Annotated in this window: 25 protein-coding genes; 18 read left to right on the top strand and 7 right to left on the bottom strand. The window is 59.5% G+C overall.

What is annotated here, in order from left to right:
• The first annotated feature begins 6 nt into the window (after positions 1-6).
• The 3 genes from ACR0LN_RS11580 to uvrC all read left to right on the top strand — a co-directional run bounded on the left by ACR0LN_RS11580 (position 7) and on the right by uvrC (position 3,935).
• Positions 7-969, top strand: coding sequence for a calcium/sodium antiporter (locus tag ACR0LN_RS11580; protein ID WP_480429862.1), 963 nt, complete (start codon positions 7-9; stop codon positions 967-969).
• Positions 970-990: 21 nt separating this feature from the next.
• The gene (locus tag ACR0LN_RS11575; RefSeq protein WP_480429861.1) at positions 991-1,770 is read left to right on the top strand and encodes an SDR family oxidoreductase; all 780 of its coding nucleotides are present in this window, start codon (positions 991-993) and stop codon (positions 1,768-1,770) included.
• A gap of 290 nt (positions 1,771-2,060) precedes the next feature.
• Positions 2,061-3,935, top strand: coding sequence for an excinuclease ABC subunit UvrC (uvrC, locus tag ACR0LN_RS11570; RefSeq protein WP_480429860.1), 1,875 nt, complete (start codon positions 2,061-2,063; stop codon positions 3,933-3,935).
• Here the strand turns inward: uvrC and ACR0LN_RS11565 are convergent.
• Positions 3,932-4,816, bottom strand: a complete 885-nt coding sequence (locus tag ACR0LN_RS11565; RefSeq protein ID WP_480429859.1) for a DMT family transporter — start codon at positions 4,814-4,816, stop codon at positions 3,932-3,934. The genes uvrC and ACR0LN_RS11565 overlap by 4 nt on opposite strands.
• A 183-nt stretch (positions 4,817-4,999) precedes the next feature.
• Between ACR0LN_RS11565 and pgsA the strand changes: the two genes are divergently transcribed.
• From pgsA to ACR0LN_RS11550, 3 genes are read left to right on the top strand one after another with little or no spacing between them, the layout of a single operon-like run.
• Positions 5,000-5,668 carry a CDP-diacylglycerol--glycerol-3-phosphate 3-phosphatidyltransferase gene (gene pgsA, locus ACR0LN_RS11560; protein WP_480429858.1) on the top strand — a complete coding sequence of 223 codons (669 nt, stop codon included), beginning with the start codon at positions 5,000-5,002 and terminating at the stop codon, positions 5,666-5,668.
• A 3-nt stretch (positions 5,669-5,671) separates the two neighbouring features.
• A complete protein-coding gene (moaD, locus tag ACR0LN_RS11555) occupies positions 5,672-5,917 on the top strand; it encodes a molybdopterin converting factor subunit 1 (RefSeq protein WP_480429856.1) in 246 nt (81 codons plus the stop codon).
• 1 nt (position 5,918) lies between these two features.
• Positions 5,919-6,362: a molybdenum cofactor biosynthesis protein MoaE gene (locus tag ACR0LN_RS11550; protein ID WP_480429855.1), complete on the top strand. Its 444-nt coding sequence runs from the start codon at positions 5,919-5,921 to the stop codon at positions 6,360-6,362.
• 4 nt (positions 6,363-6,366) lie between these two features.
• Here the strand turns inward: ACR0LN_RS11550 and ACR0LN_RS11545 are convergent, their stop codons facing one another.
• From ACR0LN_RS11545 to ubiA, 3 genes are all read right to left on the bottom strand, one after another.
• Entirely contained in the window at positions 6,367-6,687 is a 321-nt protein-coding gene (locus ACR0LN_RS11545) for a hypothetical protein (RefSeq protein WP_480429854.1), read from the bottom strand.
• A gap of 1 nt (position 6,688) precedes the next feature.
• Entirely contained in the window at positions 6,689-8,605 is a 1,917-nt protein-coding gene (locus ACR0LN_RS11540; protein WP_480429853.1) for an OmpA family protein, read from the bottom strand.
• 64 nt (positions 8,606-8,669) lie between these two features.
• A complete protein-coding gene (gene ubiA / locus ACR0LN_RS11535) occupies positions 8,670-9,632 on the bottom strand; it encodes a 4-hydroxybenzoate octaprenyltransferase (RefSeq protein WP_480429852.1) in 963 nt (320 codons plus the stop codon).
• Between the two features lie 12 nt (positions 9,633-9,644).
• Here ubiA and ACR0LN_RS11530 point away from each other — a divergent pair, with 12 nt between their 5' ends.
• The 10 genes from ACR0LN_RS11530 (at position 9,645) to ACR0LN_RS11485 (ending at position 20,081) form a co-directional block, all read left to right on the top strand.
• A complete protein-coding gene (locus tag ACR0LN_RS11530) occupies positions 9,645-10,370 on the top strand; it encodes a 16S rRNA (uracil(1498)-N(3))-methyltransferase (RefSeq protein ID WP_480429851.1) in 726 nt (241 codons plus the stop codon).
• A complete protein-coding gene (locus tag ACR0LN_RS11525; protein ID WP_480429850.1) occupies positions 10,367-11,215 on the top strand; it encodes a GNAT family N-acetyltransferase in 849 nt (282 codons plus the stop codon). The genes ACR0LN_RS11530 and ACR0LN_RS11525 overlap by 4 nt, the downstream gene beginning before the upstream one ends.
• On the top strand, positions 11,212-11,739 hold the full coding sequence (locus ACR0LN_RS11520; protein WP_480429849.1) for a hypothetical protein: 528 nt from the start codon (positions 11,212-11,214) through the stop codon (positions 11,737-11,739). Before ACR0LN_RS11525 ends, ACR0LN_RS11520 begins: the two co-directional genes overlap by 4 nt.
• A gap of 64 nt (positions 11,740-11,803) precedes the next feature.
• Entirely contained in the window at positions 11,804-13,174 is a 1,371-nt protein-coding gene (locus tag ACR0LN_RS11515; protein WP_480429847.1) for a glutamate--cysteine ligase, read from the top strand.
• Positions 13,175-13,244: 70 nt separating this feature from the next.
• On the top strand, positions 13,245-14,318 hold the full coding sequence (gene pheS, locus ACR0LN_RS11510; RefSeq protein WP_171635078.1) for a phenylalanine--tRNA ligase subunit alpha: 1,074 nt from the start codon (positions 13,245-13,247) through the stop codon (positions 14,316-14,318).
• Complete coding sequence (locus tag ACR0LN_RS11505; RefSeq protein ID WP_480429846.1) at positions 14,315-14,860, top strand: hypothetical protein; 546 nt, start codon at positions 14,315-14,317, stop codon at positions 14,858-14,860. The genes pheS and ACR0LN_RS11505 overlap by 4 nt, the downstream gene beginning before the upstream one ends.
• Before the next feature lie 207 nt (positions 14,861-15,067).
• Entirely contained in the window at positions 15,068-15,862 is a 795-nt protein-coding gene (locus ACR0LN_RS11500) for a CE1 family esterase (RefSeq protein ID WP_480429845.1), read from the top strand.
• Positions 15,863-15,940: 78 nt separating this feature from the next.
• Positions 15,941-18,337, top strand: a complete 2,397-nt coding sequence (gene pheT, locus ACR0LN_RS11495; protein ID WP_480429844.1) for a phenylalanine--tRNA ligase subunit beta — start codon at positions 15,941-15,943, stop codon at positions 18,335-18,337.
• 272 nt (positions 18,338-18,609) lie between these two features.
• Entirely contained in the window at positions 18,610-19,569 is a 960-nt protein-coding gene (locus ACR0LN_RS11490; RefSeq protein WP_480429843.1) for a hypothetical protein, read from the top strand.
• 62 nt (positions 19,570-19,631) lie between these two features.
• Positions 19,632-20,081 (top strand): YtoQ family protein, encoded by a 450-nt coding sequence (locus tag ACR0LN_RS11485; protein ID WP_170488550.1) that lies wholly within the window; start codon positions 19,632-19,634, stop codon positions 20,079-20,081.
• Positions 20,082-20,145: 64 nt separating this feature from the next.
• Here ACR0LN_RS11485 and ACR0LN_RS11480 read toward each other — a convergent pair whose 3' ends face one another.
• Positions 20,146-20,844 (bottom strand): glutathione S-transferase family protein, encoded by a 699-nt coding sequence (locus tag ACR0LN_RS11480; RefSeq protein WP_480429842.1) that lies wholly within the window; start codon positions 20,842-20,844, stop codon positions 20,146-20,148.
• A 216-nt stretch (positions 20,845-21,060) separates the two neighbouring features.
• Here ACR0LN_RS11480 and ACR0LN_RS11475 point away from each other — a divergent pair, with 216 nt between their 5' ends.
• Positions 21,061-21,867 (top strand): mechanosensitive ion channel family protein, encoded by an 807-nt coding sequence (locus ACR0LN_RS11475; protein ID WP_480429841.1) that lies wholly within the window; start codon positions 21,061-21,063, stop codon positions 21,865-21,867.
• A 190-nt stretch (positions 21,868-22,057) separates the two neighbouring features.
• On the opposite strand, the gene ald is transcribed toward ACR0LN_RS11475, so the two are convergent.
• The gene (gene ald / locus ACR0LN_RS11470; RefSeq protein WP_480429840.1) at positions 22,058-23,176 is read right to left on the bottom strand and encodes an alanine dehydrogenase; all 1,119 of its coding nucleotides are present in this window, start codon (positions 23,174-23,176) and stop codon (positions 22,058-22,060) included.
• Between the two features lie 137 nt (positions 23,177-23,313).
• On the opposite strand from ald, the gene ACR0LN_RS11465 reads away from it, so the two are divergent.
• Positions 23,314-23,772, top strand: coding sequence for an Lrp/AsnC family transcriptional regulator (locus ACR0LN_RS11465; RefSeq protein ID WP_480429839.1), 459 nt, complete (start codon positions 23,314-23,316; stop codon positions 23,770-23,772).
• A gap of 3 nt (positions 23,773-23,775) precedes the next feature.
• Here ACR0LN_RS11465 and ACR0LN_RS11460 read toward each other — a convergent pair whose 3' ends face one another.
• Positions 23,776-24,615: a CPBP family intramembrane glutamic endopeptidase gene (locus tag ACR0LN_RS11460; protein WP_480429837.1), complete on the bottom strand. Its 840-nt coding sequence runs from the start codon at positions 24,613-24,615 to the stop codon at positions 23,776-23,778.
• Positions 24,616-24,804 lie beyond the last annotated feature (189 nt).

Here is a 24,804-nt window from a genome sequence, read left to right as displayed (position 1 = left end):
CCGTTCATGACGGCATGGCTGTTATCCGGCCTTGGATTGCTGATCCTGTTGCTGGCGGGTGACGCGCTGGTGCGTGGTGCGGTGAACCTGAGCCTGCGCATGGGCGTGCCTGCACTGATCGTCAGCCTGACTATCGTGGCCTTTGGCACCTCGGCCCCCGAGCTTTTGATTGCGATCAGCGCGATTAAGGAAAACGCTCCGGGAATCGCTTTGGGCAACGTGGTCGGATCGAACACAGCCAACATCCTGCTGGTATTGGGTTTGCCGGCGTTGCTGGCGACGCTGCACACCAGTGAATGCGACAGCCGCAGGAACTATGTTTTCATGTTGCTGGCCTCGGTGCTGTTTATCGGGTTGGCCTTCTGCGGTGTGTTCAACTTGCTCAGCGGGGCAATTTTGCTGACGGCTCTGGCTCTGGTTTTGTGGAATGCCTTTCGCGAGGCCAAAGCCCACCGCAAAGCCTGTGGCCCGGCATGCGCTGATGATGAGGACCTAGACGGTCTGGAAGAGGCCGACCCAAACATGCCGTACTGGAAGATTTCGATCTATCTGGTGCTGGGTTTGATCGGCCTGCCGATGGGGGCGCATCTGCTGGTCGAATATGCAACCGTGATTGCCCTGACTTATGGGGTCAGCGAAACTGTAATCGGTCTGACACTGGTCGCTGTTGGGACGTCTCTGCCGGAACTGGCAACCACGGTGATGGCTGCGATGCGTCGGCAGGCGGATGTTGCGCTGGGCAATGTGATCGGCTCGAACATGTTCAATCTGCTGGCCATTGTCGGCATTGCAACACTGGTTGGCCCGATCCCCGTCGATCCGGAATTCCTTGAATTCGACCTTTGGGTCATGCTCGGCGCGTCTCTGCTGCTGATACCGTTCGTGTTTTTTAAACGCGACATTACGCGCGTCTGGGGCATTGTGTTGACAGTTTTGTATGCGGTCTATGTCATCGTCTTGTTGGCGTGATTTGACTGAGAGGACACATCCATGACCCGAGCGTTAGTAACCGGTGCCGGAATCCGCCTTGGCCGGGCCATGGCTCTGTACTTGGCGCAGCGCGGGTATGACGTGGCGGTGCATTATGCGACCTCAGAACAACCCGCGCAGGAGACCGTGGCCGAGGTGCGGGCTTTGGGACGCAAGGCCGTCGCCTTGAAGGCCGATCTGCTGGATGAAGCTCAGGTTCAAGTTCTTCTGCCGCGCGCGGCAGAGGCGCTGGGCGGGCCTATTACCTGTCTGGTCAACAACGCTTCGGTCTTTGAATACGACAACATCCACACCGCCACGCGGCAAAGCTGGGATCGGCATCTGGACAGCAACTTACGCGCACCTTTCGTGCTGACGCAGGCAATGGCGGAACAGGGGCTGACACCGGACGCGGATGAGGCAGGTGAGCCCGTTGCTACCGGTCTGATCGTTAATATGGTCGATATGCGCGTGCGCAAACTGACGCCCGAGTTCATGTCCTACACCATCGCCAAGATGGGCCTGTGGGCGCTGACCCGTACCGCCGCGCAGGCGCTCACACCTGCGATCCGCGTAAATGCCATCGGGCCGGGGCCAACGATGCAAGGCCACCGCCAAAGCGAAGATCACTTCAAAGCACAGCGTGCCAACACCGTTCTGGAGCGTGGCGCGAACCCCTCTGATATCACCGCAGCACTGGGGTATTTTTTGGACGCGCATGCAGTCACCGGGCAGCTTCTCTGCGTGGATGGCGGTCAGCATCTGGGCTGGCAAACGCCGGACGTTTTGGGCGTAGAATAAGTAAATTCGGTGCAAGTTTTGCACCGCTCCCGTTTTCGTTACCCACGCGTTACAAAATTGTCTTTTTTTTCATACACTTGCCATGTGCACGATTTTATTTCGTTTTAAATCAATAGGTTAAATAAGTGCCTATTTTTTATGCAGATCAAGGAATCCTTAATGAAACAAGGGATTTTCACGACAGGCGGAAACTTATCTTCACACTTATCCACAGAAACCGTGGATTTGTTTTCTCTTGATCTGAGGGTCGCAAGATTGCAGCCATAGTCAGAGAATCATATCTCAGGCCCATGACCATCCAGAACGACCAGACACCGGACGCGCAGCCCACGGGGTACATTTGCATACAGAGCTATGTGAAAACGCTGGACAGCTCGCCCGGTGTGTACCGGATGTTGGACGCGGACAGCCGGGTTCTGTACGTGGGCAAGGCACGGAACCTGAAGGCACGGGTGTCGAACTATACGCGGCCCGGTCATTCGGGTCGGATTGAGAAGATGATCGCTTCGACCGCCTCGATGATGTTCCTGACCACCCGGACCGAAACCGAGGCGCTGCTGCTTGAGCAGAACCTGATCAAGCAGCTGAAGCCCAAGTACAACGTGCTGCTGCGCGACGATAAGAGTCTCCCGAACATTCTGGTCGCCAAGGACCACGCCTATCCGCAGATCAAGAAACATCGCGGCGCGAAGAAGGAAAAGGGCGCGTATTTCGGCCCCTTCGCCAGTGCGGGTGCGGTGAACCGGACACTGAACCAGTTGCAGAAGGCGTTTCTGCTGCGGAACTGCTCGGATTCCATGTTCGACAGCCGTACGCGACCCTGTCTTCTGTATCAGATCAAACGGTGTTCGGGGCCGTGTGTCGGGTTGATCTCCGAGGACGACTACCGCGAGAGCGTCAAGGATGCCGAACGGTTCCTGTCTGGCCGCTCGACCAAGGTACAAGAGGAGTTGGCCGAACAGATGATGGCCGCGTCTGAGGCGATGGAATTCGAACGTGCCGCCGGTCTGCGCGACCGTATCCGGGCGTTGACGCAGGTGCAGACGTCGCAAGGTATCAACCCGCGCGGTGTGGCCGAGGCGGACGTGATCGGTCTTTACATGGACAGCGGTCAGGCTTGCGTGCAGGTGTTCTTCATCCGTGCCAATCAGAACTGGGGGAACAAGGATTTCTACCCTCGGGTCGGGCCAGACGTTTCCCCTGCTGAGGTTATGGAGGCGTTTCTCGGTCAGTTCTACGACAACAAGGAACCGCCGCGTCAGTTGATTTTGTCCGACGGGATCGAGAACGCTGATCTGATGCAAGAGGCGCTGACAGAGAAAGTCGGGCGCAAGGTTGAAATCCTCGTGCCCCAGCGTGGTGAGAAACAGGAACTGGTCGCCGGAGCCTTGCGCAATGCGCGCGAGTCATTGGCTCGCCGCATGTCGGAAAGCGCCACGCAGGCCAAGCTGCTGCGCGGGGTGGCCGAAGCGTTTGATCTGGATAACCCGCCGGGCCGGATTGAGGTTTACGACAACAGCCATATTCAGGGCACCAACGCGGTGGGGGGCATGATCGTTGCTGGCCCCGAAGGGTTCATGAAAAACGCTTATCGCAAGTTCAACATCCGGGGTGATGATCTGACCCCCGGGGACGACTTCGGAATGATGAAAGAGGTTCTGACCCGCCGCTTCACCCGGTTGCAAAAGGAAGACCCCGACCGCGACAAGGGCATGTGGCCCGACCTTCTTTTGATCGACGGTGGGGCCGGGCAAGTCAGCGCGGTGCATGAGATCATGGTCGAGCATGGCGTCGAGGACATTCCGATGGTTGGCGTCGCCAAGGGCGTTGACCGGGACCATGGCAAGGAAGAGTTCCATCGCATCGGCCAGCGTCCCTTTGCCCTGAAACGCAACGATCCTGTGTTGTACTTCATTCAACGGCTCAGGGATGAGGCACACCGCTTTGCCATCGGCACTCATCGCGCAAAACGGGCCAAGGCTGTGGGGGCAACACCGCTGGATGAAATCCCCGGCGTGGGGGCTGCGCGCAAACGCGCTTTGCTGGCGCATTTCGGCAGCGCCAAGGCAGTCAGCCGGGCCAATCTGGCAGACCTCAAGGCGGTAGACGGCATCTCAGCCGGGCTGGCGCAGAAGGTCTATGACTTCTTTCACGACAAAGGTTAGGCCCGCCGTCCACGCCACAGGATATACAGCCCCGAGGCCACGATCAGCGCGCTGCCGATCCACATGGTCTGATCCAGACGTTCCCCGAAAAACACCACGCCCAACCCAACCCCGAACAGCAGGCGGGAATAGCGGAAAGGTGTGACGGCCGAGACCTCGCCGGTTCGCATTGCCTTCATCAGCGAGGCATAGGCGGCGGTGCCCATCAGGACCGCTCCGGTCACGTGCAGTCCGGTATGCAAGTCTACGGGTGCCATCGGCGCGCCTTCCCAGAACCGATAGGCCAGACCGGCGACGATGATGCAGAGGAAACCGTAGAACCCCAGCACTTCGGTCCCCAGCGTCGCGGGCGCGGCCCGGCTGGCAAGATCGCGCCCGGCAAACCCCAGCATGCCAAGCACCGCGAGGATCGACAGGGCCGAGAAGCTGTCTCCTGTCGGTTGGATGATCACAACCACGCCAATCAGGCCGACCAGTATGGCGCTCCACCTACGCCAGCCGACCGTCTCGCCAAAGAACAGAGCGGCCCCTGCGACAACGACCAAGGGGGTGGCCTGTAGGATCACCGTGGCTGCAGACAAAGGTGTCAGCGTAATGGCCAGCACGTAGAACAGCCGCCCAAGGATTTCGAACAGCACTCGCACCTTCATGGGGCGCGACAGAACGTCAGGATGAAACAGGGGTGTGCCGCGCAGCGCGGCCACAACCGCAAACACAACCGACCCGCCCACGCCGAACAGTAGCAGGATCTGCCAGATTGGCAGGGTCGCGGACGCGCCTTTCAAAAACGCGTCCTCAAGCGCAAAAAGCGCCATGGCCGAGATCATCCAGGCGCTGCCTATCAGGTTCGACCGGGGATCGGTTTGAATATGAACTGTCATTGTTTTGCTGCTTTGGAACCGGGCGCCAATCTGACCGCAAAGCGTGCCCGCGCCAAGGGGGTATCTGGCTGAGAGTTCCGGCTTGCGACCCTTTGACCGACAGCGCCGCAACTGCCTGTGATCGGGTCAGTTTTTTGCATGGCCGCCTTTTATGTCTGCAACCGGCACTGTAATGTCCAAACCATGAAGTGGAACCTGCCCAATATCCTGACCGTGCTGCGCCTTCTGGCAGCCCCCGGTCTGGCCGTGATGTTTTTGTATTTCACCCGACCCTATGCGGACTGGTTCGCATTGATTCTGTTTTTAACTGCGGCAATCACTGACTGGTTCGACGGCTATTTGGCGCGGACGTGGCAGCAGGAGACCAAGATCGGTGCGATGATGGACCCGATTGCCGACAAGGCGATGGTGGTGATCGCGCTGATGATCCTTGTGGGCTATTCCAACGAAAACTGGACGCCATGGCTGGTACTGCCCGCGACCGTGATCTTGTTTCGCGAGGTGTTCGTCTCGGGCCTGCGGGAATATCTGGGCGATACAGCCGGAACGCTGAAGGTTACGAAGCTGGCAAAGTGGAAAACCACGGCGCAGATGGTGGCAATTGCGGTTCTGTTCTCGCAGGGGATTTTCGAACATTACTTTGTGATGGGCTCGTTCGGTATGGACGCGGATTTGGTTGATCAGGCGTTGACCGGGCAGATCGAAGACGTAAACCACCTGCGCTGGCATCTGGAAGGGATGTTCTGGTCCGGTCGGATCGGGCTGTGGTTGTTGTGGATTGCAGCAACGCTGACATTGATCACGGGCTTCGACTACCTACGTAAAGCCATGCCCCATCTGAAGGAGAGCTAAGCGATGGACGTGCTGTATTTCGCCTGGGTGCGTGAACGGATCGGTCTGCCAAAGGAAAAGGTCGAGACCGAAGCCGCAACGGTGTCCGATCTGGTCGCCGAACTCAGCGCGCGCGAGGACCGCTATGCGGCAGCTTTTGCCGACCTGTCCGCGCTGAGAGTGGCGCTGGATCAGGAATTGTCGGATTTTGACACCTCGCTGGCCGGAGTGCGCGAGGTGGCGTTTTTCCCACCTATGACCGGTGGCTAAGATGCGCATCTCGGTTCAGGAAGAAGAGTTCGATCTGGGCGCCGAGGCCAATGCCTTTGCCGCCGGAGACGACGCGAACGGTGCCATTGTCACATTCACCGGCGTCGTACGCGATCTGGCTTCGGGCGATTTGGATGTGATGGAGATCGAGCATTACCCCGGCATGACCGAACGCGCCCTGACCAAGATTGCCGAAGAAGCGCAGAATCGCTGGTCGCTGGGCGATGTACTAGTGATCCACCGCCATGGACGACTGGCACCGGGGGATCGGATCATGATGGTCGCCACCGCAGCGCGGCACCGTAAGGATGCGTTCGAGGCGGCTGAGTATCTGATGGACTACCTAAAATCGCGCGCGCCCTTCTGGAAGAAAGAGATCACCTCAGGCGGTGCCGACTGGGTCGCCGCCAAGGATGAGGACGAAGACGCGCTGTCCCGGTGGTAAGCGCTTAGTCCGCGTTGTTGATACGCCCGCGCAGTTCTTCGGCCTCTTGCCGGGCGGCACGCAGACCGTCCATGGCGGCGGAAAGTTCCGCCTCGGCCTGGGTCAGCTGGTTGGTCAGTTCAGCCTCGCGCTGTTGCAGGTAGGTAATTGCCTGATCCCGGGTTTCTTCGGCCTCGTGCAATTCCTGGCTCATGCGGTCCAGATCGGCCACGTCGCTTTGACGCACACGGGACAGACTATGCGCCAGCCAGTTGGCGAACCAGCCCATACAAAAGGCCGCAAACAGGATGATGGCGGTGGCGATGATGAATTCGATACGGTTCAACTTATTGGTCCCCTGCATCCGCGTCTGAGGCGGTATTGTCCGTCTGATCGGCTTTGATCGTTTCGGCCTCAAGCGCGTCCAGCCCGGTTTCCGGATTCTCAATCGGCTCGGGTCGGATCAGGCGGAATTCAATACGGCGATTTTCCTCGCGGCCTTCTTCGGTGTCATTGTCGGCGATGGGTTGGGTCTCACCGTATCCCACTGCCGTGTAACTGGCTGTGGGCACCCGACGCCCACGCAACTCGTTCAGGATCGACTGCGCGCGCGCGTGGCTAAGCTGCTGGTTCATTTCTTCACGGCCCTGACTGTCGGTATGACCCTGAATCTCAAGTCTAATGGGGCCGCATTCCCGCAGGATGTCCGCGATCCGGTTCACCGTATCGCGCGAGTCGGCGGCAACTGTGGCCGAACCCGGTTCGAATGCGATTTTTGCCCCGGTCTGAACCTCGGCAATGCGTTCCTCGCACATTTCGGGATCAGGCAGTTTGTCGGCAGGTTCGGGCGGTTCCTGGTAGGTTATGGACAGGGTGAACTCCTGCGCATCGCCCAGTTTCTCGGACAGCAACCCTGCGATTTGAGCCTTTGTGTCCGGGTCGTGGCTGACGCCGTTGAGTACAAGGTCACTCGGTGTGACAGTCAGAGCCCCATTATGCAGCTGTGCCAGCGCCTCAAGACCCGTCAGAACCCGCACAGGCCAGCCCGCCGGAAGTCCGTCTGGAGCAATGCGGGTCGCGGTATGGACTTGACCCGAACCAAAGGCCGCACGCGCATAGCTGTCGACCATGTCACGCTGAGTGTCGTCGCCCAAACGCCCCCGCATCTGAACCAGCCCTTCGGGACTGCGTGTGGCGGTGAACTCTGGTGGGCCAGACTCTGTGTCGGCTTCCGGCGGTGGCAGGATTGCGTGCAGAGCAAAGACCGAAGGCAGCGCGTTCTCAAGTTCGCCCACGACGCGGTCAAATACTCCAGCATCTGTGCCTTGTGCCGCAGCCAATGTGATGTCGGCGTCCGACATCGTCACCGATCCACCGCCCAGCTCCGCCAGCGCGCGAAAGCTAAGCGTCGCGGCCTCGGCCCAGCTGGGCGAAGGTACGCCCAACCCGATGGTGCAGCTGTAGGGACCGGTCAGGCCAGCCTCTTGCGCAGCGTTTACGATCGCTTGACGGGCATTTTCGTCCTGGGCCGAACAGGCGTCGAACTGACCGCCATTGTCGTCGATCAGAAAGCGCAGGGTGAAGGGTGTGATCACCGGCCTCGGGGCGGAAATCGACAGGCCAATTCGCAAGCTGGGAGGTGCGGCGCGCGTCAGGTCCTGTTCCAGCTGTTCCTTTTCCTGCTGGCTGTCAGCAATTGCAGTAATCTTGACCAAGCCGGGGCTGGCCGAGATTTTGGCGCGGGGCAGGCGGGTCAGCGCTTCGAGCGCATAGCTCACGGCGTCATCCCATCCCTTGGGTTTGGGATAATCGGCTGTTTCCAGCAAATCCGAGACGTTGCCGCTGCTGTCCAGATCGCTCAATCGTTCTATCAGCTTTTCACGGTCTTCGCTGTCCGGGATCAGACCAATCACCGATATGCCGCTGTCATTGCGCAGAATTTCGGCAGAGAATCGGGGCGCGGCCAGTTCGGTTGTCGGCGCCACCTGCATCTCGTCAATCACGCGCGAGGTATCGACCTCGGTGCCGGCGGCAGTCAATGCGTTGAATCGGGCGGCTTCGTCGGCGGCGGTGCCAGTCAGAACAACACGCAGCCCGTCCGAATGCACCTCGGCCCAGTCATGGCCTTTTAGGTCCAACGCGCGGCGTACGGCGAATTCCGATGACTCTTCGACCTTTGTCACCGCATAGCTGGCGGCCACTAGGCACAGGCCCGCCGACACGAGAAAGATTAGGGCAACGGCAAAGAAATACGGCAAACGCATGTGCGGGCTATCGACTCCTCAAGCGATTGGGCGAACTCTTACAGAGGCGCGCGCCAAGGTGCAATCAGAGCAGCAACGCGACGCAGAGGAAGATCAGCGGAATAAGGCCGGTATCCCGGTTGGCGCGGAACAATTGTAGCAGCTTGGCGTTGTCCTCGGTGTCCAGCCCGCGCAATTGCCACGCCATGTGCCAGCCCATGGCCCATGGCCCAGCCAGCGCGACGACCAGGGCCAACACTGATGCCTGGGTTGTCATGGCATCGATTATGGCCAGCCCCATCAGGAAGACAGTGGCCACTAGGAAGTATTTCAACCATCGCGCGGTATCTTTGCCGAACAGCCGGGCAGTGGACTTGACCCCGATCAGCTCATCATCTTCAGCATCTTGATGGGCGTAAATCGTGTCATAGAACAGTGTCCAGGCAATACCAGCCAGATACAGGGTGATCGCGGGTACACCAACCGTGCCCGTATGCGCGGCCCAAGTCAGCAGAATGCCCCAGTTGAAGGCAAGACCCAGAAACACCTGAGGCCACCACGTAAAGCGTTTGGCATAGGGGTAAATCGTCACCGGCAGCAGGGACAACACGCCCATGGCAATGGCGGCCTGATTGAAGGTCAACAGAATTCCCAGCGCAAGCAGGCATTGCAGACCCATCCAGATCACCGCCTGTTTGACGCTGACCTGACCGGACGGGATCGGGCGCGACCGTGTACGCTCGACCTGCCCGTCAAACTCGCGATCCGTGATGTCGTTCCAAGTGCAGCCTGCACCGCGCATCAAGAAGGCCCCCATGGCGCAACCGATGGCGATCCACAGATCCTCCCACCTTGGATTTCCATCGCTGAGGATAGCAAGAGCCAGTCCCCACCAACAGGGGATCAGCAGCAGCCATGTGCCAATGGGGCGGTCCGCTCGGCTCAGCCGCAGGTAGGGGCGGGCGAAAGTGGGTGCATACGTGTCGACCCAGTTGCCACTGACCGCATCGGCGACCTGACCGTCTGGTGTTGGGGCGTTGCCTTGCATATGTAACGTCTCATGAGTGCAAAGATCAGACTGTATGTAGAGCACCCTCTGGGTCCGGGGCAATCGGTAGATTTGACGCGCGAGCAGGCGCATTACCTGTTCGGCGTCATGCGGCTCGCCGTTGGCGGCCATGTGGCCCTGTTCAACGGCAAGGACGGAGAGTGGCTGGCCGAGGTGGCCGAGGCGGGAAAGCGCGGCGGCGTTCTGAGCTGTATGGAACAGACCAAACCACTGCAATTGCCGCCCGATCTGTGGTTCCTGTTTGCTCCGATCAAAAAGGCGCGCACAGATTTCATCGTTGAAAAAGCGGCGGAAATGGGTGCGGCCCGGATCATGCCGGTGCAGACCGAGTTCACCAATTCCGAACGCATCCGACAGGACCGTTTGCAGGCGCATGCAGTCGAGGCGGCCGAGCAATGCGGTGGCACCTATGTACCCGAGGTGGCCGATCTGCAACGGCTGGACCGTGTTTTGGACGCGTGGCCCGACGACCGACAACTGATGTTCTGCAACGAGGCCGAGGTCGGCTCGGCCCTGCGTCTGGCCGCAAATGAAAAGGGCCTGCCCTGGGCGATTCTAATCGGCCCCGAAGGCGGGTTTTCGGAACGGGAACGCGCGCGACTGACGGGGCTATCTTATGCGCATGTGGTCAGCCTTGGCCCACGTATCCTGCGGGCAGATACGGCGGCGGTGGCGGCGTTGACCATGTGGCAACAGGCGTTGGGGGATTGGTTGTGACATGGCGACTGGCGACCAATGCGGATGTGCCAAAGATCGACGCGTTCCTGTCGCAACACATTCAGACCTCGATGTTTCCGCTGGCCAATTTGCGAGATCATGGCCTTCACGCAACGCACCCTCGCGCGCTGACAGCTTGGGTTTTGGGCGACGAGCCCCGCGCCATATTCAGCATAACCAATGAAGGCATGGTCCTGCCGCAATGCCCTGATTGCACCGACGCGGAACTTGCGAACGCGATTGAGTTTATCCGGGGCCGCAAACTGTTCGGTCTGGCTGCGGAGGCGACGCAGGCTCGTAAGATTATGCGGCTGGCCGGGTGGGAGGACCGCGCCGCCACGCTAAACAGCGATGAGCCCGGTTTCTCGTTGGATTTGAAAAAACTGGTGATGCCCGACGCCACTGACGCTGAGCTTGTACCCCTGGCCGCGCTCGACAGGGCGATCGCGAACAGATGGCGTGAAGGCTATCTGGTTGAGGCGATGGATTTCGCCCCGGAAAGGGCACGACGGCAGGCACAAGAAGATATCGCAACTTATATCGAGCGCGACTCGCACCGGGCTTTGCTGATCGGTGGGCAGCCCGTAGCGATGACCGGGTTCAACGCCCGCCTGCACGAGATTGTGCAGATCGGAGGCGTTTATACGCCGCCCGAACTGCGCGGGCGCGGCTTTGCCCGACTGGCTGTGGCCCTGCATTTGCAACAGGCGCACATAGACGGAGCATCCCGCGCGGTTCTGTTTGCGGCTTCCGATTCCGCCGCGCGTGCCTATATCGGAATAGGCTTTCAACCTGCGGGTCAGTATTCCCTGATCCTGTTCACCAACCCCGAGGACACGGCATGAGTTTCATCCGACCCGAAGCCAAACTGACCCTGTGGCGCTGGCGCGAAGTGTTGGCGGCGGGACTTGTTTTGCTGGTGGGGCTTAGCTGGATCAGCGGCCCCGGCGGATTGCTGGGCTGGCTGGGTTGGGTGCTGGTTTTGGTATCAGCGGCACTTGCTGTTATCGGCGTGCAACGTGCCCGGTTCCGCACGGGTGCCGGCGGCCCCGGCGTCGTATCCATCGACGAAGGTCAGATTACTTATCTGGGTCCACTCGATGGCGGCATGATCGCCACGCGTGAGATCGAGCGACTGGCGCTGGATCCGACATCCTCACCCGCGCATTGGGTGCTGGAACAACCGGGTCAGCCGGTGCTTCACATTCCTGTGAATGCCGAAGGGGCCGAGGCGCTGTTCGATGTCTTCTCGGCCCTGCCGGGTTTGAAAACCGAACAAATGCTGGCAGAATTGAACGGCGGCGCAGCTCATCCGGTGGTAATCTGGGAGCGCACGTCGTCGCGCCCCGCCCATCTCAGGCTGCATTGACACTGGCGCGGTTTGCCCCCAAGGCTGACCCAACGACAGACACATAAGGATCGGAGCGCGAGTCATGTCCATCCCCCAGTCCGGCGGCGGACCGATCGAACGCCATGAGCAACTGGCCGAATACCTGGAATCGGGCTGTAAGCCCAAGCAGGATTGGCGTATCGGGACCGAGCATGAAAAGTTCGGCTATTGCAAAGACACCCTGAAACCGCTGCCCTTCGAAGGCACCCGTTCAATCGTGGCAGTGCTGGAAGGGCTGCGTGACCGCCACGGCTGGGCCGAGGTGCGCGAAGGCGGTAAGCTGATCGGTCTGGAAAAGGACGGCGCCAATGTCAGCCTCGAACCGGGCGGCGCGCTGGAACTGTCGGGTGCTCCGCTGGAAACCATTCACGAGACCTGCGACGAGGTTAACACGCACCTGCGCGAGGTAAAGGATATCGCTGACGAGATCGGCGTGGGCTTTATCGGTCTGGGCGCAGCCCCGATTTGGACCCATGACGAGATGCCGCTGATGCCCAAGGGGCGATATCGGCTGATGAACGACTACATGGAAGAAGTCGGCACCATGGGCCGCGCCATGATGCGGCGCACCTGCACTGTGCAGGTCAATATCGACTTCGGGTCCGAGGCCGACATGGTGCAGAAACTGCGCGTGGCGCTGGCGCTGCAGCCGGTGGCGACGGCGCTGTTCGCCAATTCTCCGTTCTTCGAGGGCAAGGTGAACGGCCAGAAAAGCTGGCGCAGCTATATCTGGCGGCATCTGGATGATGCGCGCACAGGCATGCTGCCGTTTGTGTTCGAAGAGGGGTTCGGGTTTGAACGCTACGTGCAATACGCGCTCGATGTGCCGATGTATTTCGTCTATCGCGACGGCGAATACATCAACGCGCTGGGCATGTCCTTCCGCGACTTCCTGCAGGGCAAACTGCCCGCGCTGCCGGGAGAAACTCCAACCCTGTCCGACTGGGCCGACCACCTGACCACCGCCTTCCCCGAAGCGCGGATCAAGAAATTCATGGAGATGCGCGGCGCCGATGGCGGCCCGTGGCGTCGTCTGTGTGCACTGCCCGCCTTCTGGGTTGGTCTGACCTACGATCAGGGCGCGCTGGATGCGGCGTGGGATCTGGTTAAAGGCTGGGATACGGAAACCCGTGAAGCCTTGCGGATCGAAGCCGCCAAGGACGGCCTTCAGGCGCAGGTCGGCAATATCAACATGCACGATCTGGCGCGCGAAGTGGTCTCGATCTCTGAGGCCGGTTTGAAATCCCGCGCCTACCCCGGTGCCGGTGGTCTGGTCCCGGATGAGACGCATTTCCTGAACGCCCTGAAAGATAGCCTTGAATCGGGCAAGGTGCCCGCTGATGAGTTGCTGGATCACTACAATGGCGACTGGAATGGCGATCTGACGCGGGTGTTCCCGGAATACAGCTACTGATCTGCGTCCTCTGGCTTGCATTCGCAAGCGTTGGTCGATAGCAGGTTGTCGACCAATTTCAGAGGGCGTCATGGACGATCTTAAGGCAAAATATCTGGGCCAAATCGCCGAGGCTGGCGACGAAAACGCGCTTGAGGCGATCCGCGTCGCCGCCGTGGGAAAAAAAGGCGAAGTCGCGCTGAAGATGCGCGAGCTGGGCAAGATGACGCCCGAGGAACGTCAGGTCGCAGGCCCTGCGCTGAATGCCCTCAAGGATGAGATCAACTCAGCCCTGTCCGCAAAGAAAGCCGCTTTGGCCGATGCCGCGTTGGATGAGCGTCTGCGCACAGAGTGGCTGGATGTCACCCTGCCGACCCGCGCGCGCCGTCAGGGTTCGATCCACCCGGTCAGTCAGGCGACCGAGGAACTGACCGCGATTTTTGCCGAACTGGGCTTCTCGGTGGCTGAAGGGCCGCGGATCGAAACCGACTGGCATAACTTTGACGCGTTGAACATCCCCGGTCACCACCCCGCGCGGGCCGAGATGGACACGTTCTACATGCACCGCGCCGAGGGGGACAATCGCCCGCCGCATGTGCTGCGGACGCATACGTCTCCGGTGCAGATTCGCTCGATGGAGAAACAGGGCGCGCCGATCCGCGTGATCTGTCCGGGCGGTGTGTACCGCGCTGACTATGACCAGACCCACACACCGATGTTCCATCAGGTCGAGGGGCTGGCCATCGACAAAGACATCTCGATGGCGAACCTGAAATGGGTTCTGGAAGAGTTCGTGAAGGCCTTCTTCGAGGTTGACGATGTTGAGTTGCGCTTCCGCGCCTCGCACTTCCCCTTCACCGAGCCATCGGCCGAGGTCGATATCCGCTGTTCCTGGGATAATGGCCAGCTGAAGATCGGTGAGGGCGATGACTGGATGGAGATTCTGGGTTCGGGCATGGTCCACCCCAAGGTGATCGCCGCCGGTGGAATTGATCCCGAGGTCTATCAGGGCTTTGCGTTCGGGATTGGCATCGACCGTCTGGCGATGCTGAAATACGGCATTCCTGATCTGCGGGCGTTCTTTGACAGCGACCTGCGCTGGCTGCGTCACTACGGTTTCGCAGCGCTGGATATGCCGAACCTGCACGGTGGTTTGTCGCGTTGAGCGATGAACCGGATTTAATAACTCGGCTGCTTGACAGTAAAATAGTGGTTGCTGCTCTAATCGGTGCAGTTGCATACCTTTTGCGTGGATGGCTTGAACGAAACAAAGCTGTGGCAGACGCTCGGGTTAAGAGCTCTGTTGTAATTGCCGATGCCATGTCGCATTTTTTTGCGGTTACAGGGTCCGAGAAAACGTCAGAGATTGAGAGCGCGCTGAGAGCTGTGAAAAGTGAGATGCCAAAAGGTGTCTTATATTTTTCGCGCCGCACTGAAATACGGGCTTCAGAATTTTTGCTGTACGCCAACAATCTGGTAAATCAGCTCAACGACGAAGGTAGTGACAAGCAAATGCTCCGGGCTAACGCGACTCTCTCGGCGACTAACTTTATGAATTCATTAAGATTAGATGTACTCGGCTGGAGTCTTTTTGGAATTTGTCATAGAATTCTGACGTTTTGTGACCGAGTAAAGTACCGCAAGGAGAAGCGTAGGGCCAGTCGCGGGAAAAAGTCGGCAGGATCGGCGCGGAGCAAAGACCGATAGGCCGCCGCGCTATCGCCAGACCGCCCGCTCGGGCTGGCGATTTGTCTCCGGCAGCGTAACGCTCGAACAGCGCGCGGATTTGGCTGGCATAAAGTGCATAACACAAGCCTTGGATCGTCATCCCGCGGTCTGGCGACAGCGCGGCTTGTTACTGGCCCCCACGGGGTTGTGACGTGACATGGCGCGCGGGCCGGGTAGGGTCGGCGCATGATTTACCGATTGCTCTGCCTCTTCCTTCTGACCGCCACCCAAGCCACCGCTATCGAGACCTGCCACGGCGACACCGCCTGTCAGGTTGGGGATCGCTCGTACCATGTGCTGGAGCCCGAGGGCTGGGATGGCGAAACGCCTCTGCCGGTGTTGCTGCATTTCCACGGCTGGGCGCGGCAGGGGACCGTGGTGGTGAACCATGAACGGATCGCAGGCGCGACCAAACTGCGGGGCGTGCTGCTGGTGGCCCCGAACGGGCTGGGCAAAAGCTGGGATTTCTGGACCTCGGACACCGGCGACGTGCCCTTTGGCGACGCTGTGCTCGAGGATGTGGCCAAGCGCTACCCGATTGACCCGGACCGTATCTATGTCTCGGGCTATTCCTACGGCGGCGCGATGGCGTGGCGCTATGTGTGCCAGTCGGGCAATGACGTCGCTGCGTTGCTGGCCGTTGCAGGTAGTATTCGGCAGACGGAAGATTGCCCTGAAGGCCCGCGCGAGGCGCGCCATGTGCATGGCCTCAGCGATACGGTGATGGATTTTCCCTACGGCGCGAATGGCGACACGACCTATCCGGTGGCGCTGTGGCGCGCGAAATACGACTGCCATGACGCGACCCCGCGCGGGGATTGGAACGTGGTGCCGATCCTGACGCTCAGCCGCGTGGAATGGACCGATTGCGCGCAGGGGCAGGTGGTGCTGGACACTCATCCAGGCGGGCATTTCATCCCCCATGGCTGGATCGGGCGGCAATTGGATGAGCTATTGGGCCGCACCCCCACCTATCCGTGACGTCCAGCGCTTGCACCCCGGCGCAATCTTTGCCATTGCCTGTGCCAAACGGATATCTGCCAAAAAAGGCCCCGAGCAATGAAATTCACTCTGTCCTGGCTGAAAGACCACCTCGACACTGACGCTTCGGTTGATGAGATCGCCGAGGCGCTGACCGATCTTGGCCTTGAGGTCGAAGAGATCGTGAACCCCGCCGACCGGTTGAAGGGCTTTACGCTGGGCCATGTGAAACATGCCGAGAAGCACCCCGATGCCGACAAGTTGCGCGTTTGCACGGTGGCGACCGATGAGGGCGATCTGCAGATCATCTGCGGTGCGCCCAACGCGCGCGAAGGCATTACCGTCGTGGTCTGCAAGCCGGGCATGTATATCCCCGGTCTGGACCTGACAATCAGCGTCGGTAAGATCCGCGGCGTCGAGAGCTTTGGCATGATGGCGTCCGAGCGCGAGCTGGAACTGTCTGATGAACATGACGGCATCATTGAGCTGCCCTCGGGAGAAGTCGGTGACACGTTCGTCGACTGGCTGGCAGAGAATGATCCGTCCAAGATCGACCCGATGATCGAGATCGCGATTACTCCGAACCGCCCGGATGCGCTGGGGGTTGAGGGGATCGCACGCGATTTGGCCGCGCGCGGCGTTGGTACGCTGAAACAGCGTGACTACGCGCCGGTGCCGGGCGATTTCGAAAGCCCGATCAAGGTGACAATCGATGACGATACACTGGATGGCGCGCCTCATTTCACCGGGCGTCTGATCAAGGGCGTCAAGAACGGCCCCAGCCCGCAGTGGTTGCAGGATCAGTTGAAGGCAATCGGTCTGCGTCCGATCTCGGCCTTGGTGGATATCACCAACTACATGACCTTCGACCATAACCGCCCGCTGCACGTGTTCGATGCGGATAAGTTGCAGGGGAACCTGCGGGTGCATCGCGCCCAAGGCGGCGAAAAGCTGGTTGCACTGGATGAGAAGGAATACACCCTGCAACCCGGCATGATGGTGATCTCGGATGACAAAGGCCCTGAGTCCATCGCTGGCATCATGGGCGGGGAGGAAACGGGCTGTACTGAGGAGACTGTGAATGTCTTCCTCGAAAGCGCGTTCTGGGATCATGTACAGATCGCGCTGACGGGGCGTGCTCTCAAGATCAACTCGGACGCGCGCTATCGGTTCGAGCGTGGTGTGGACCCGGAATACACGCTGGAAGGGCTGGAACAGGCGACGCAGATGATCCTCGATATCTGCGGTGGCGAGGTCTCCAAGGTGGTTGAGGCCGGGAAGGCTCCGAACCACGCGCGTGCCTATAAGCTGGATGCCGAGCGTGTGCAGTCTCTGGTCGGTATGGACATCCCCGAAAGCGAGCAGCGCCAGACCCTGACCCGTCTGGGTTTCCGTTTGGAAGGCGAGATGGCGCATGTGCCCAGCTGGCGCCCCGATATTATGGGCGAGGCCGATCTGGTGGAAGAGGTCGCGCGGATCGCATCGCTGACCAAGCTGCAAGGCAAGCCGCTGCCGCGTGTGACCGATGGTATTCCCAAGGCGGTCATGACGCCGACACAACGCCGTCAGTCGATGGCGCGTCGGACCTGTGCCGCGTTGGGCTATAATGAATGTGTCTCGTACACGTTCATTGATCAGGCATCCGCTGCCCTGTTCGGTGGGGGCGATGAGACCACGCAGCTTGAAAACCCGATCTCGTCCGAGATGAGCCATATGCGCCCCGATCTGTTGCCCGGTCTGCTGCAAGCGGCGGCCCGCAATCAGGCGCGCGGTTTTGCGGATGTATCGCTGTTTGAGGTCGGTCCGGTGTTCCACGACGGAGAGCCCGGCGATCAGAAAACCCAGATCACCGGCCTGCTGGTCGGCCGTGATGGGCCGAAGGATGTGCATGGCGCGTCTCGCCCGGTCGACGTATTCGACGTCAAAGCGGATGCCGAGGCTGTGCTGGCCGCCATCGGCGCGCCCGCCAAGGTGCAGATCCTGCGCGACGGCGATGCGTGGTGGCATCCGGGCCGTCACGGCAAAATCTGTCTGGGTCCGAAAAAGGTGCTGGGCGTCTTTGGCGAACTGCACCCGCGCATTCTGCAGGCGATGGATATCAAAGGCCCGGCGATGGCGTTTACCATCTGGCCGGACGAGGTGCCTCTGCCCCGTAAATCGGGTGCCACCCGCGCCGCGCTGGAACTGCGTGACCTGCAAGCGGTAGAGCGGGACTTTGCCTTTGTTGTCGACGAAGGCGTCGAGGCCCTGACGTTGGTAAACGCCGCAGCGGGGGCCGACAAGGCACTGATCGAGGACGTACGCGTCTTTGACGAATTCATCGGCGGTAGCCTGGGTGAAGGGAAGAAATCGCTGGCGATCACTGTGCGTCTGCAACCAACGGACACAACGCTGAAGGAAAAAGACATCGAAGCCGTGGCCGAGAAGATTATCGCCAAGGTTTCGAAAGCGACGGGCGGCGTTCTGCGCGGGTAACCTCATCGCAGCCCAGTTCAAAAGCGCGCCCTTTGGCGCGCTTTTTTTACGCTTTGACGCAACCCACACACGGTGTGGTGGAACGGCAACACATGAATGTGACGTAAAACAAAGGGTTGAGCAGAATCGCTCTCGGCCCCTACACCCAGCCCCCTGACGCAATCAAACCTCGGAGTCTGCCAGATGCCAGATCCCAACCCCGCGCAAGCGATACCCCTGACCTGATTGCCCGCCGGTTCTGCGGCGGGTGTTTTTCCCGTTGGAGAGCCGTTATGAAACGTCAAGACATCTCGATGATCCGGCAGATACTACCGCAAGAGATGCCCTTTCCCTATTACCCTGATCGGCAAAGCCCTTGGTTGCTTAGCCAGTTTATGGATGCCGAAACCCCGATTTCGACGCTAAAGCAATCAGGGTCGGCCCGCATGCTGTCGCGCCCATTGTTGAAACCGATGGTCGCGCAATGCGGTGGTGTGTTGCGGCGGCACGACGTTCTGGCCGTGGCTCATGCAGACCGCGCAATGCGGTTTGGCGGCTTGGGCCCGGCGGCGATGTCGGGACTTGAGGTCGCTTTTCAGTCTCAGTGGATGGATTTTTGTCTGAGTTTCGATTGCTGGTCAGGAGAGCAAACCACGCGCAAGGCGCATAACCTTGTCGTCCAGCTTGGCTTCCCAACCGAGCACGCCGAACTGTTGTGGAAATACGAACAGCGCAGTGCCGTCGATACGTTCCAGAGCAGCTGGCATCCGGTGCGGATGGAGGGTCGGCCGACTCTGGCCTGGTGTCGTTTGGATGTCGACCTGACAACTGGCCATTGCCTGATTGAAGAGATTCAGTCGGACTGGTTGCGTTTTGTTGATCGTGAGCGGCGGAGGCTGCAGCGCCGGGCTCCGCGATCGCGTCAATTGCGGCTGACCACAGAGTACGAACAGGCGCTGCGGCTGAAATACTCGAAAATCTGGGCCGAGGTAACGATGCTGGCAGTGTTGCTGCTGTTGCGCGACGAGTTTGCCGCGCGCACGGTCTGGATGCACCAGCCGGTTCCGGGCGCTAAGCTCAAAGGGATCACCTGGGGCCGGATGCCGCCGCGGTCGATCTACACGAAACTGCCGCACAGCTTTGGCTTTGAACCAACCCGGGAGGTTCCTCCGTTCCTGGGAAGCAAACAAAAAAGCGCGGCCCGCAAGGCGGTTAGGGACGATCAGCCGACATTCTGGCGGCTGTCGTTCTGAGGCAGAGCTTGGGTTGTGCGCCCTTTCGAACTAGGTTCGCAGCAAGGAAAAAGGAGATTCCCATGGGCCTGAACGTTTATCTCTCTGGCGAAATTCATACCGATTGGCGCGAACAGATCATCGACGGTGCGCAGGGGTTGGACATCACTTTCAACAGCCCGGTGACCGATCACGACGCAAGTGATGATTGTGGCGTGGCCATTCTGGGGGCCGAGCCGAATAAGTATTGGCATGACCACAAGGGCGCGATGGTCAATGCGATCCGCACCCGTAAAGGCATTGCAGATGCCGATGTGGTCGTTGTCCGGTTTGGAGAGAAATACAAACAGTGGAACGCGGCCTTTGATGCGGGCTATGCCGCGGCGCTGGGCAAATCGCTGATCGTGCTGCACGGCCCCGATCATCAGCACGCGCTGAAAGAGGTTGATGCCGCCGCGTTGGCCGTCGCCGAGGAGCCGCGTCAGGTGGTTGAGGTGCTGCGCTACGTGCTGACTGGCAAGTTGCCCGGTTAAAAAACGAATAGGGCTTGCGGCCGGGTGTGGCCGCAAGCCATGTTTCGGTGGTTCTCACGTGCGGTTAGTCCCGGGCGGGTGTCACCAAGCCTTTTTGCACGGCAGGCCGCTCAAGAAAGCGGTCAAGATAGGCCGTCACGTTGGGGTGGTCGTCCCAGCCCACCAACTCTTTAGCCTCATAAAAGTCCAGACCGCGCAGCCAAGGGGCGATGGCCATGTCGGCGATCGAATAGTCTCCGGCGATCCAGTCCTGACCTTCCAGTTGTTGGTTCAGAACGTTCAGCAGGCGCTTGGCCTCGTTGACGTAACGTTCACGCGGACGGGGGTCGTCGATTTCGCTTCCGGCGAATTTGTGGAAGAAGCCCAACTGCCCGAACATCGGCCCAATGCCGCCCATTTGAAACATAAGCCATTGAGTGACGCGATGCTTGTCGGCCTTGGTTTGACCGATGAACTTGCCGGTCTTTTCGGCCAGATACAGCAGGATCGCACCGCTTTCGAACAATCCAATGGGCTCTCCGTCCGGGCCGTTCGGGTCGATGATCGCGGGGATCTTGTTGTTGGGGTTCAGCGATAGGAACTCGGCGCTTTTGACATCCGCGTCCGACAAGGTGACCTTGTGCGCCTCGTACGGCAGGCCGGTTTCCTCCAGCATGATCGACGCCTTGACGCCATTGGGAGTGGGAAAGGAATAGAGCTGAATCCGATCCGGAAACTGAGCAGGCCAACGGTTCATGATCGGGTGCGATTTGGTGTCCAGCATATTCGGGCTCCTGTTTTGGGGGTTGTGTAAAAGGTAGGTGGTGTGGGTGCGTGTTGTAAGCCCTGACGGTGTGCGTAGCCGGTCAGCGCGTGTTTGTGGGCGAACAACGGGGAAATCCCGGGAAACAGACACCTAGACCGAAATGGGTTTTTGCCTCAGTATTTGCCAAACCCCGCGCATACGGCGCGGGTTTCTTGTTGTTGAAAGGAGATGCGCGTGGATGAGGTCGTAACACAAGTGGGCGCCTTTGCCCCGCTGATCATGAATGCGGTCAAGGCGCTGATCGTTCTGATCCTGGGTTGGATCGTGGCTGGAGCCATTGGTGGGGTAGTGCGCCGCCGGGTCAATTCCACCCCGCATATTGACCCGACACTGGGCAATTTCATGGCCAGCCTCGTCAAGTGGGCCATTCTGGCGATGGTTCTGGTTGCCGTTCTGGGGATTTTCGGGATTGAGGCCACCAGTATCGTCGCCATTCTGGGTGCAGCATCGCTGGCGATTGGTCTGGCGCTGCAAGGGACTCTCAGTGATCTTGCAGCCGGTGTTATGCTGGTGGTGTTTCGTCCCTATAAGCTGGGTCAGTACGTGGATATTGGTGGCACGGCGGGAACGGTGAAGGACCTGAACCTGTTTACCACTGAATTGGTGACGCCGGACAACGTGCAGATTATTGTGCCGAACGGGCAGTCCTGGGGCTCTGTCATCACCAACTATTCAGCACATGAGACGCGCCGCGTCGATCTGGTGTTTGGCATCGATTATGGCGACAGCGCGGATGAGGCGATGAAGATCATTCTAGACATCGCCAAAGCGGACGAACGTATTCACAATGACCCCGAGCCTTGGGTGCGTGTGACCAATCTGGGCGATAGTTCAGTCGATCTGACGGCGCGCCTGTGGTGCGATGCTGCGGATTACTGGGATGTGAAATTCGAAATTACCAAAGCGGTGAAAGAGGCATTTGACGCGAAGGGCGTGTCGATCCCGTATCCGCATTCGGTGGAGATTCACAAGCAGGCGTAAGCCTCCCGCCCGTCGATCGGGCATTGAAATGCCCTCCTCCGGTTGGGCCCGGCGCCGCGCTGATCGCGCGGCGCCGTTTCGGTTGTGGGACCGTTGGAATTTAGACCAACCGCGCCGCACCATGGGTGCGGCGCTTGGCCCAACGCTGTAAACGCCCTCGTCAGAGGGCGCTTTCAGGGGCGGGAGCACCTCAGGATTTGATCACCACGTTGGGCGACACCACGTCGATCCCCAGTGCTTTACCAACCGCGTAGTAGGTCAGTTGACCCGCGTGCACGTTCAGACCAGCTAGCAGGTGCTCGTCGTCCTGACAGGCTTGCTTCCAGCCTTTGTCCGCCAGTGACAGCATGAACGGCATTGTTGCGTTGCCCAGTGCGATGGTCGATGTGCGGGCAACAGCGCCCGGCATGTTGGCGACGCAGTAGTGCATGACGCCATCGACCTCGTAGATCGGTTCGGCATGCGTTGTGGCTTTCGAAGTCTCAAAGCAGCCGCCCTGGTCGATGGCAACGTCGACCAGAACCGCGCCGGGTTTCATTGTCGACAGTTGGTCACGGCTGATCAGCTTGGGTGCTGCAGCGCCGGGGATCAGAACGGCACCGATGACCATATCGGCGTCCTGGATCAGCTCGGCTGTGGCACCGGCGGTCGAGTACTGGTTCTTGAACTGACGGCCAAATACGTCGTCCAGATAGCGCAGGCGCGGCAGCGAGCGATCCAGCACGGTGACATCCGCGCCCATACCTGCAGCGACTTGCGCTGCATGGGTGCCGACCACACCGCCGCCGATCACGACCACTTTCGCGGGACCAACACCGGGTACGCCGCCCATCAGAACGCCACGACCGCCATTTGCCTTTTGCAGAGTCCACGAGCCGACCTGAGGGGCAAGACGGCCCGCCACTTCGGACATAGGAGCCAGCAGGGGAAGGCCGCCGCTTGAATCGGTCACTGTTTCATAAGCGATTGCGGTACAGCCAGATTCCAGCAGGTCATGGGTCTGGTCTGGGTCTGGTGCGAGGTGCAGATAGGTAAACAGCAGCTGACCTTCGCGCAGCATCTTGCGCTCACCCGCTTGCGGTTCCTTGACCTTGACGATCATGTCGGCGGTGGCGAACACCTCTTCTGCTGTGTCGATGATCTTTGCGCCTGCGGCGATGTAGGCGTCATTGTCAAAGCCCGAACCGAGGCCGGCATTGGTTTCGATAAGGACCTCATGGCCACGCGCAACGGCCTCTTGCGCGGCATTGGGCGTCATGCCGACGCGGAATTCCTGGGGTTTGATTTCCTTGGGGCAACCGATTTTCATTTTTGCTCCTCCATTCATAAACTGCTTAAATAATGGGCATTCCGGGGCGCAATTTCTGTGAAACTCTGCCCGCGAATTTACTTTTCTTTGGGAAAATTTACGTTACATTGCCGAATCTCTGCAAAGGAATTGCGTGAATGAGCCTCGATACGACAGATAGAAAGATTCTGGCGGCCCTTCAGCGGGATGGTCGCATGTCGAATGCGGAACTGTCCGAGCAGGTGAATCTGTCGCCTTCGGCCTGCCACCGGCGCGTGCAAAGGCTTGAGGCGGACGGGTATATACGCAACTACGTGGCCCTGCTGGATGCGCGCAAGATGAATGTTCCGACCACCGTGTTTGTCGAGATCACGTTGCAAGGGCAGGCCGAGGAGCTTCTGGACGCATTCGAAAAAGCGGTGGCGCGTATTCCGGACGTTCTGGAGTGCCACCTAATGGCGGGAACGGCGGACTACATCCTGAAGGTCGTTGCCGAAAACACCGAGGATTTTGCCCGCATTCACCGGCAATACCTGTCACGGCTGCCGGGGGTGGCGCAGATGCAAAGCTCGTTTGCCTTGCGAACGGTTTTTAAAACCACGGCCCTGCCGGTATAGCGCTCAGGCCGGGCCGGGATAGGTGAATAGGGTCAGATGCAATGCGTTGAACCCGAAATGCATCAGAACGGGCACCCACAGCCGCCCGGTCGCGAAATAGCCCAGCCCGCAGGCGGCGCCGAGGATTGAGGCAAAGGCCACCAGTGCCGGACCTCCGCCAACATGGGCAAAGCCAAACAAAAAGCTGGCGACTGTGATCCCCAGCGTTGTACCGGTTTTCGAGATAAGCGCCGATTGCAGATACCCGCGGAAAAATGCCTCCTCCGTCAGGCAAGTCAAAAACAGATTCGACAATGCGAAGATCAGCCACCAGGTGGGCAGGCCAATCTCGGGCCGTACAGCGCCTGAGGCCAGACCCAATCCGAACAAGGCGGGCAGCATCGCCAGACCGACTGCCAGAGGAACGATGCGCGTCGGCTTCGCACTACCGATCATACCCGACCAAGCCAGAAGAACTGCGAACAAAATCATTGGTTTGTCGAGGTTCAAATACATGGTGAAATCGGCGCTGTCCGGCCCAGCTTGTACCTGATCAAGGACTAAAGGGTTGTGAAACCCGGAAACCAGATGCGTGCCGAGTGATACACTCCATAAGATGAGCAGCAGGTGGGCCGCGGCGGAAGAGACACCATGTAAACGGGGAATAAACGCTGCGCCAAGAATACCGGCGCCGGCGATTACGGCGGCCACAGGCGTGATCAGCCCAAGCGTCAGCGAAATGCTTGCGAACAATACAAGCAGTGACAGACCTATCCCTTGCTTACCCGATACAGCATAAATCTGTGCGGCAATCAGGATAAGCCAGGGCCAGATCGTGGGTAAAAGAGTCAGGAAATGGTTCACGGTTCGCTCAGGGTTTTGACTTGGGCTTTCATGCCGCCCACAAGTGGGCCATGGCAAGACAGTTTGGGGCGGAGTTACGCCAACCTGTTGGCAATGCGTCAATTCTGACGCTTGTATCCGGCGGCCAGAGAGTCCAAGTTTGAGGAAAGACCGAACCCCCTGTGATCTTGCCCCGACCTTTGATTACTG

The organism is Ruegeria sp. AA6 (assembly GCF_056542865.1).
Note: the sequence above shows the minus strand (reverse complement) of the source record. Positions and strands in the feature narration are given on the sequence as shown.

What these genes read in the sequence shown, in the direction of transcription:
- ACR0LN_RS11480 (WP_480429842.1), bottom strand. Translation starts at nt 20,844, where the DNA reads ATGCTGGACACCAAATCGCACCCGATCATGAACCGTTGGCCTGCTCAG.
- ACR0LN_RS11540 (WP_480429853.1), bottom strand. Translation starts at nt 8,605, where the DNA reads ATGCGTTTGCCGTATTTCTTTGCCGTTGCCCTAATCTTTCTCGTGTCG.
- ACR0LN_RS11550 (WP_480429855.1), top strand. Translation starts at nt 5,919, where the DNA reads ATGCGCATCTCGGTTCAGGAAGAAGAGTTCGATCTGGGCGCCGAGGCC.
- ACR0LN_RS11500 (WP_480429845.1), top strand. Translation starts at nt 15,068, where the DNA reads ATGATTTACCGATTGCTCTGCCTCTTCCTTCTGACCGCCACCCAAGCC.
- ald (WP_480429840.1), bottom strand. Translation starts at nt 23,176, where the DNA reads ATGAAAATCGGTTGCCCCAAGGAAATCAAACCCCAGGAATTCCGCGTC.
- moaD (WP_480429856.1), top strand. Translation starts at nt 5,672, where the DNA reads ATGGACGTGCTGTATTTCGCCTGGGTGCGTGAACGGATCGGTCTGCCA.
- ACR0LN_RS11490 (WP_480429843.1), top strand. Translation starts at nt 18,610, where the DNA reads ATGAAACGTCAAGACATCTCGATGATCCGGCAGATACTACCGCAAGAG.
- ACR0LN_RS11520 (WP_480429849.1), top strand. Translation starts at nt 11,212, where the DNA reads ATGAGTTTCATCCGACCCGAAGCCAAACTGACCCTGTGGCGCTGGCGC.
- ACR0LN_RS11485 (WP_170488550.1), top strand. Translation starts at nt 19,632, where the DNA reads ATGGGCCTGAACGTTTATCTCTCTGGCGAAATTCATACCGATTGGCGC.
- uvrC (WP_480429860.1), top strand. Translation starts at nt 2,061, where the DNA reads ATGACCATCCAGAACGACCAGACACCGGACGCGCAGCCCACGGGGTAC.
- ACR0LN_RS11580 (WP_480429862.1), top strand. Translation starts at nt 7, where the DNA reads ATGACGGCATGGCTGTTATCCGGCCTTGGATTGCTGATCCTGTTGCTG.
- ubiA (WP_480429852.1), bottom strand. Translation starts at nt 9,632, where the DNA reads ATGCAAGGCAACGCCCCAACACCAGACGGTCAGGTCGCCGATGCGGTC.
- pgsA (WP_480429858.1), top strand. Translation starts at nt 5,000, where the DNA reads ATGAAGTGGAACCTGCCCAATATCCTGACCGTGCTGCGCCTTCTGGCA.
- ACR0LN_RS11565 (WP_480429859.1), bottom strand. Translation starts at nt 4,816, where the DNA reads ATGACAGTTCATATTCAAACCGATCCCCGGTCGAACCTGATAGGCAGC.
- ACR0LN_RS11530 (WP_480429851.1), top strand. Translation starts at nt 9,645, where the DNA reads ATGAGTGCAAAGATCAGACTGTATGTAGAGCACCCTCTGGGTCCGGGG.
- pheT (WP_480429844.1), top strand. Translation starts at nt 15,941, where the DNA reads ATGAAATTCACTCTGTCCTGGCTGAAAGACCACCTCGACACTGACGCT.
- ACR0LN_RS11515 (WP_480429847.1), top strand. Translation starts at nt 11,804, where the DNA reads ATGTCCATCCCCCAGTCCGGCGGCGGACCGATCGAACGCCATGAGCAA.
- ACR0LN_RS11575 (WP_480429861.1), top strand. Translation starts at nt 991, where the DNA reads ATGACCCGAGCGTTAGTAACCGGTGCCGGAATCCGCCTTGGCCGGGCC.
- pheS (WP_171635078.1), top strand. Translation starts at nt 13,245, where the DNA reads ATGGACGATCTTAAGGCAAAATATCTGGGCCAAATCGCCGAGGCTGGC.
- ACR0LN_RS11465 (WP_480429839.1), top strand. Translation starts at nt 23,314, where the DNA reads ATGAGCCTCGATACGACAGATAGAAAGATTCTGGCGGCCCTTCAGCGG.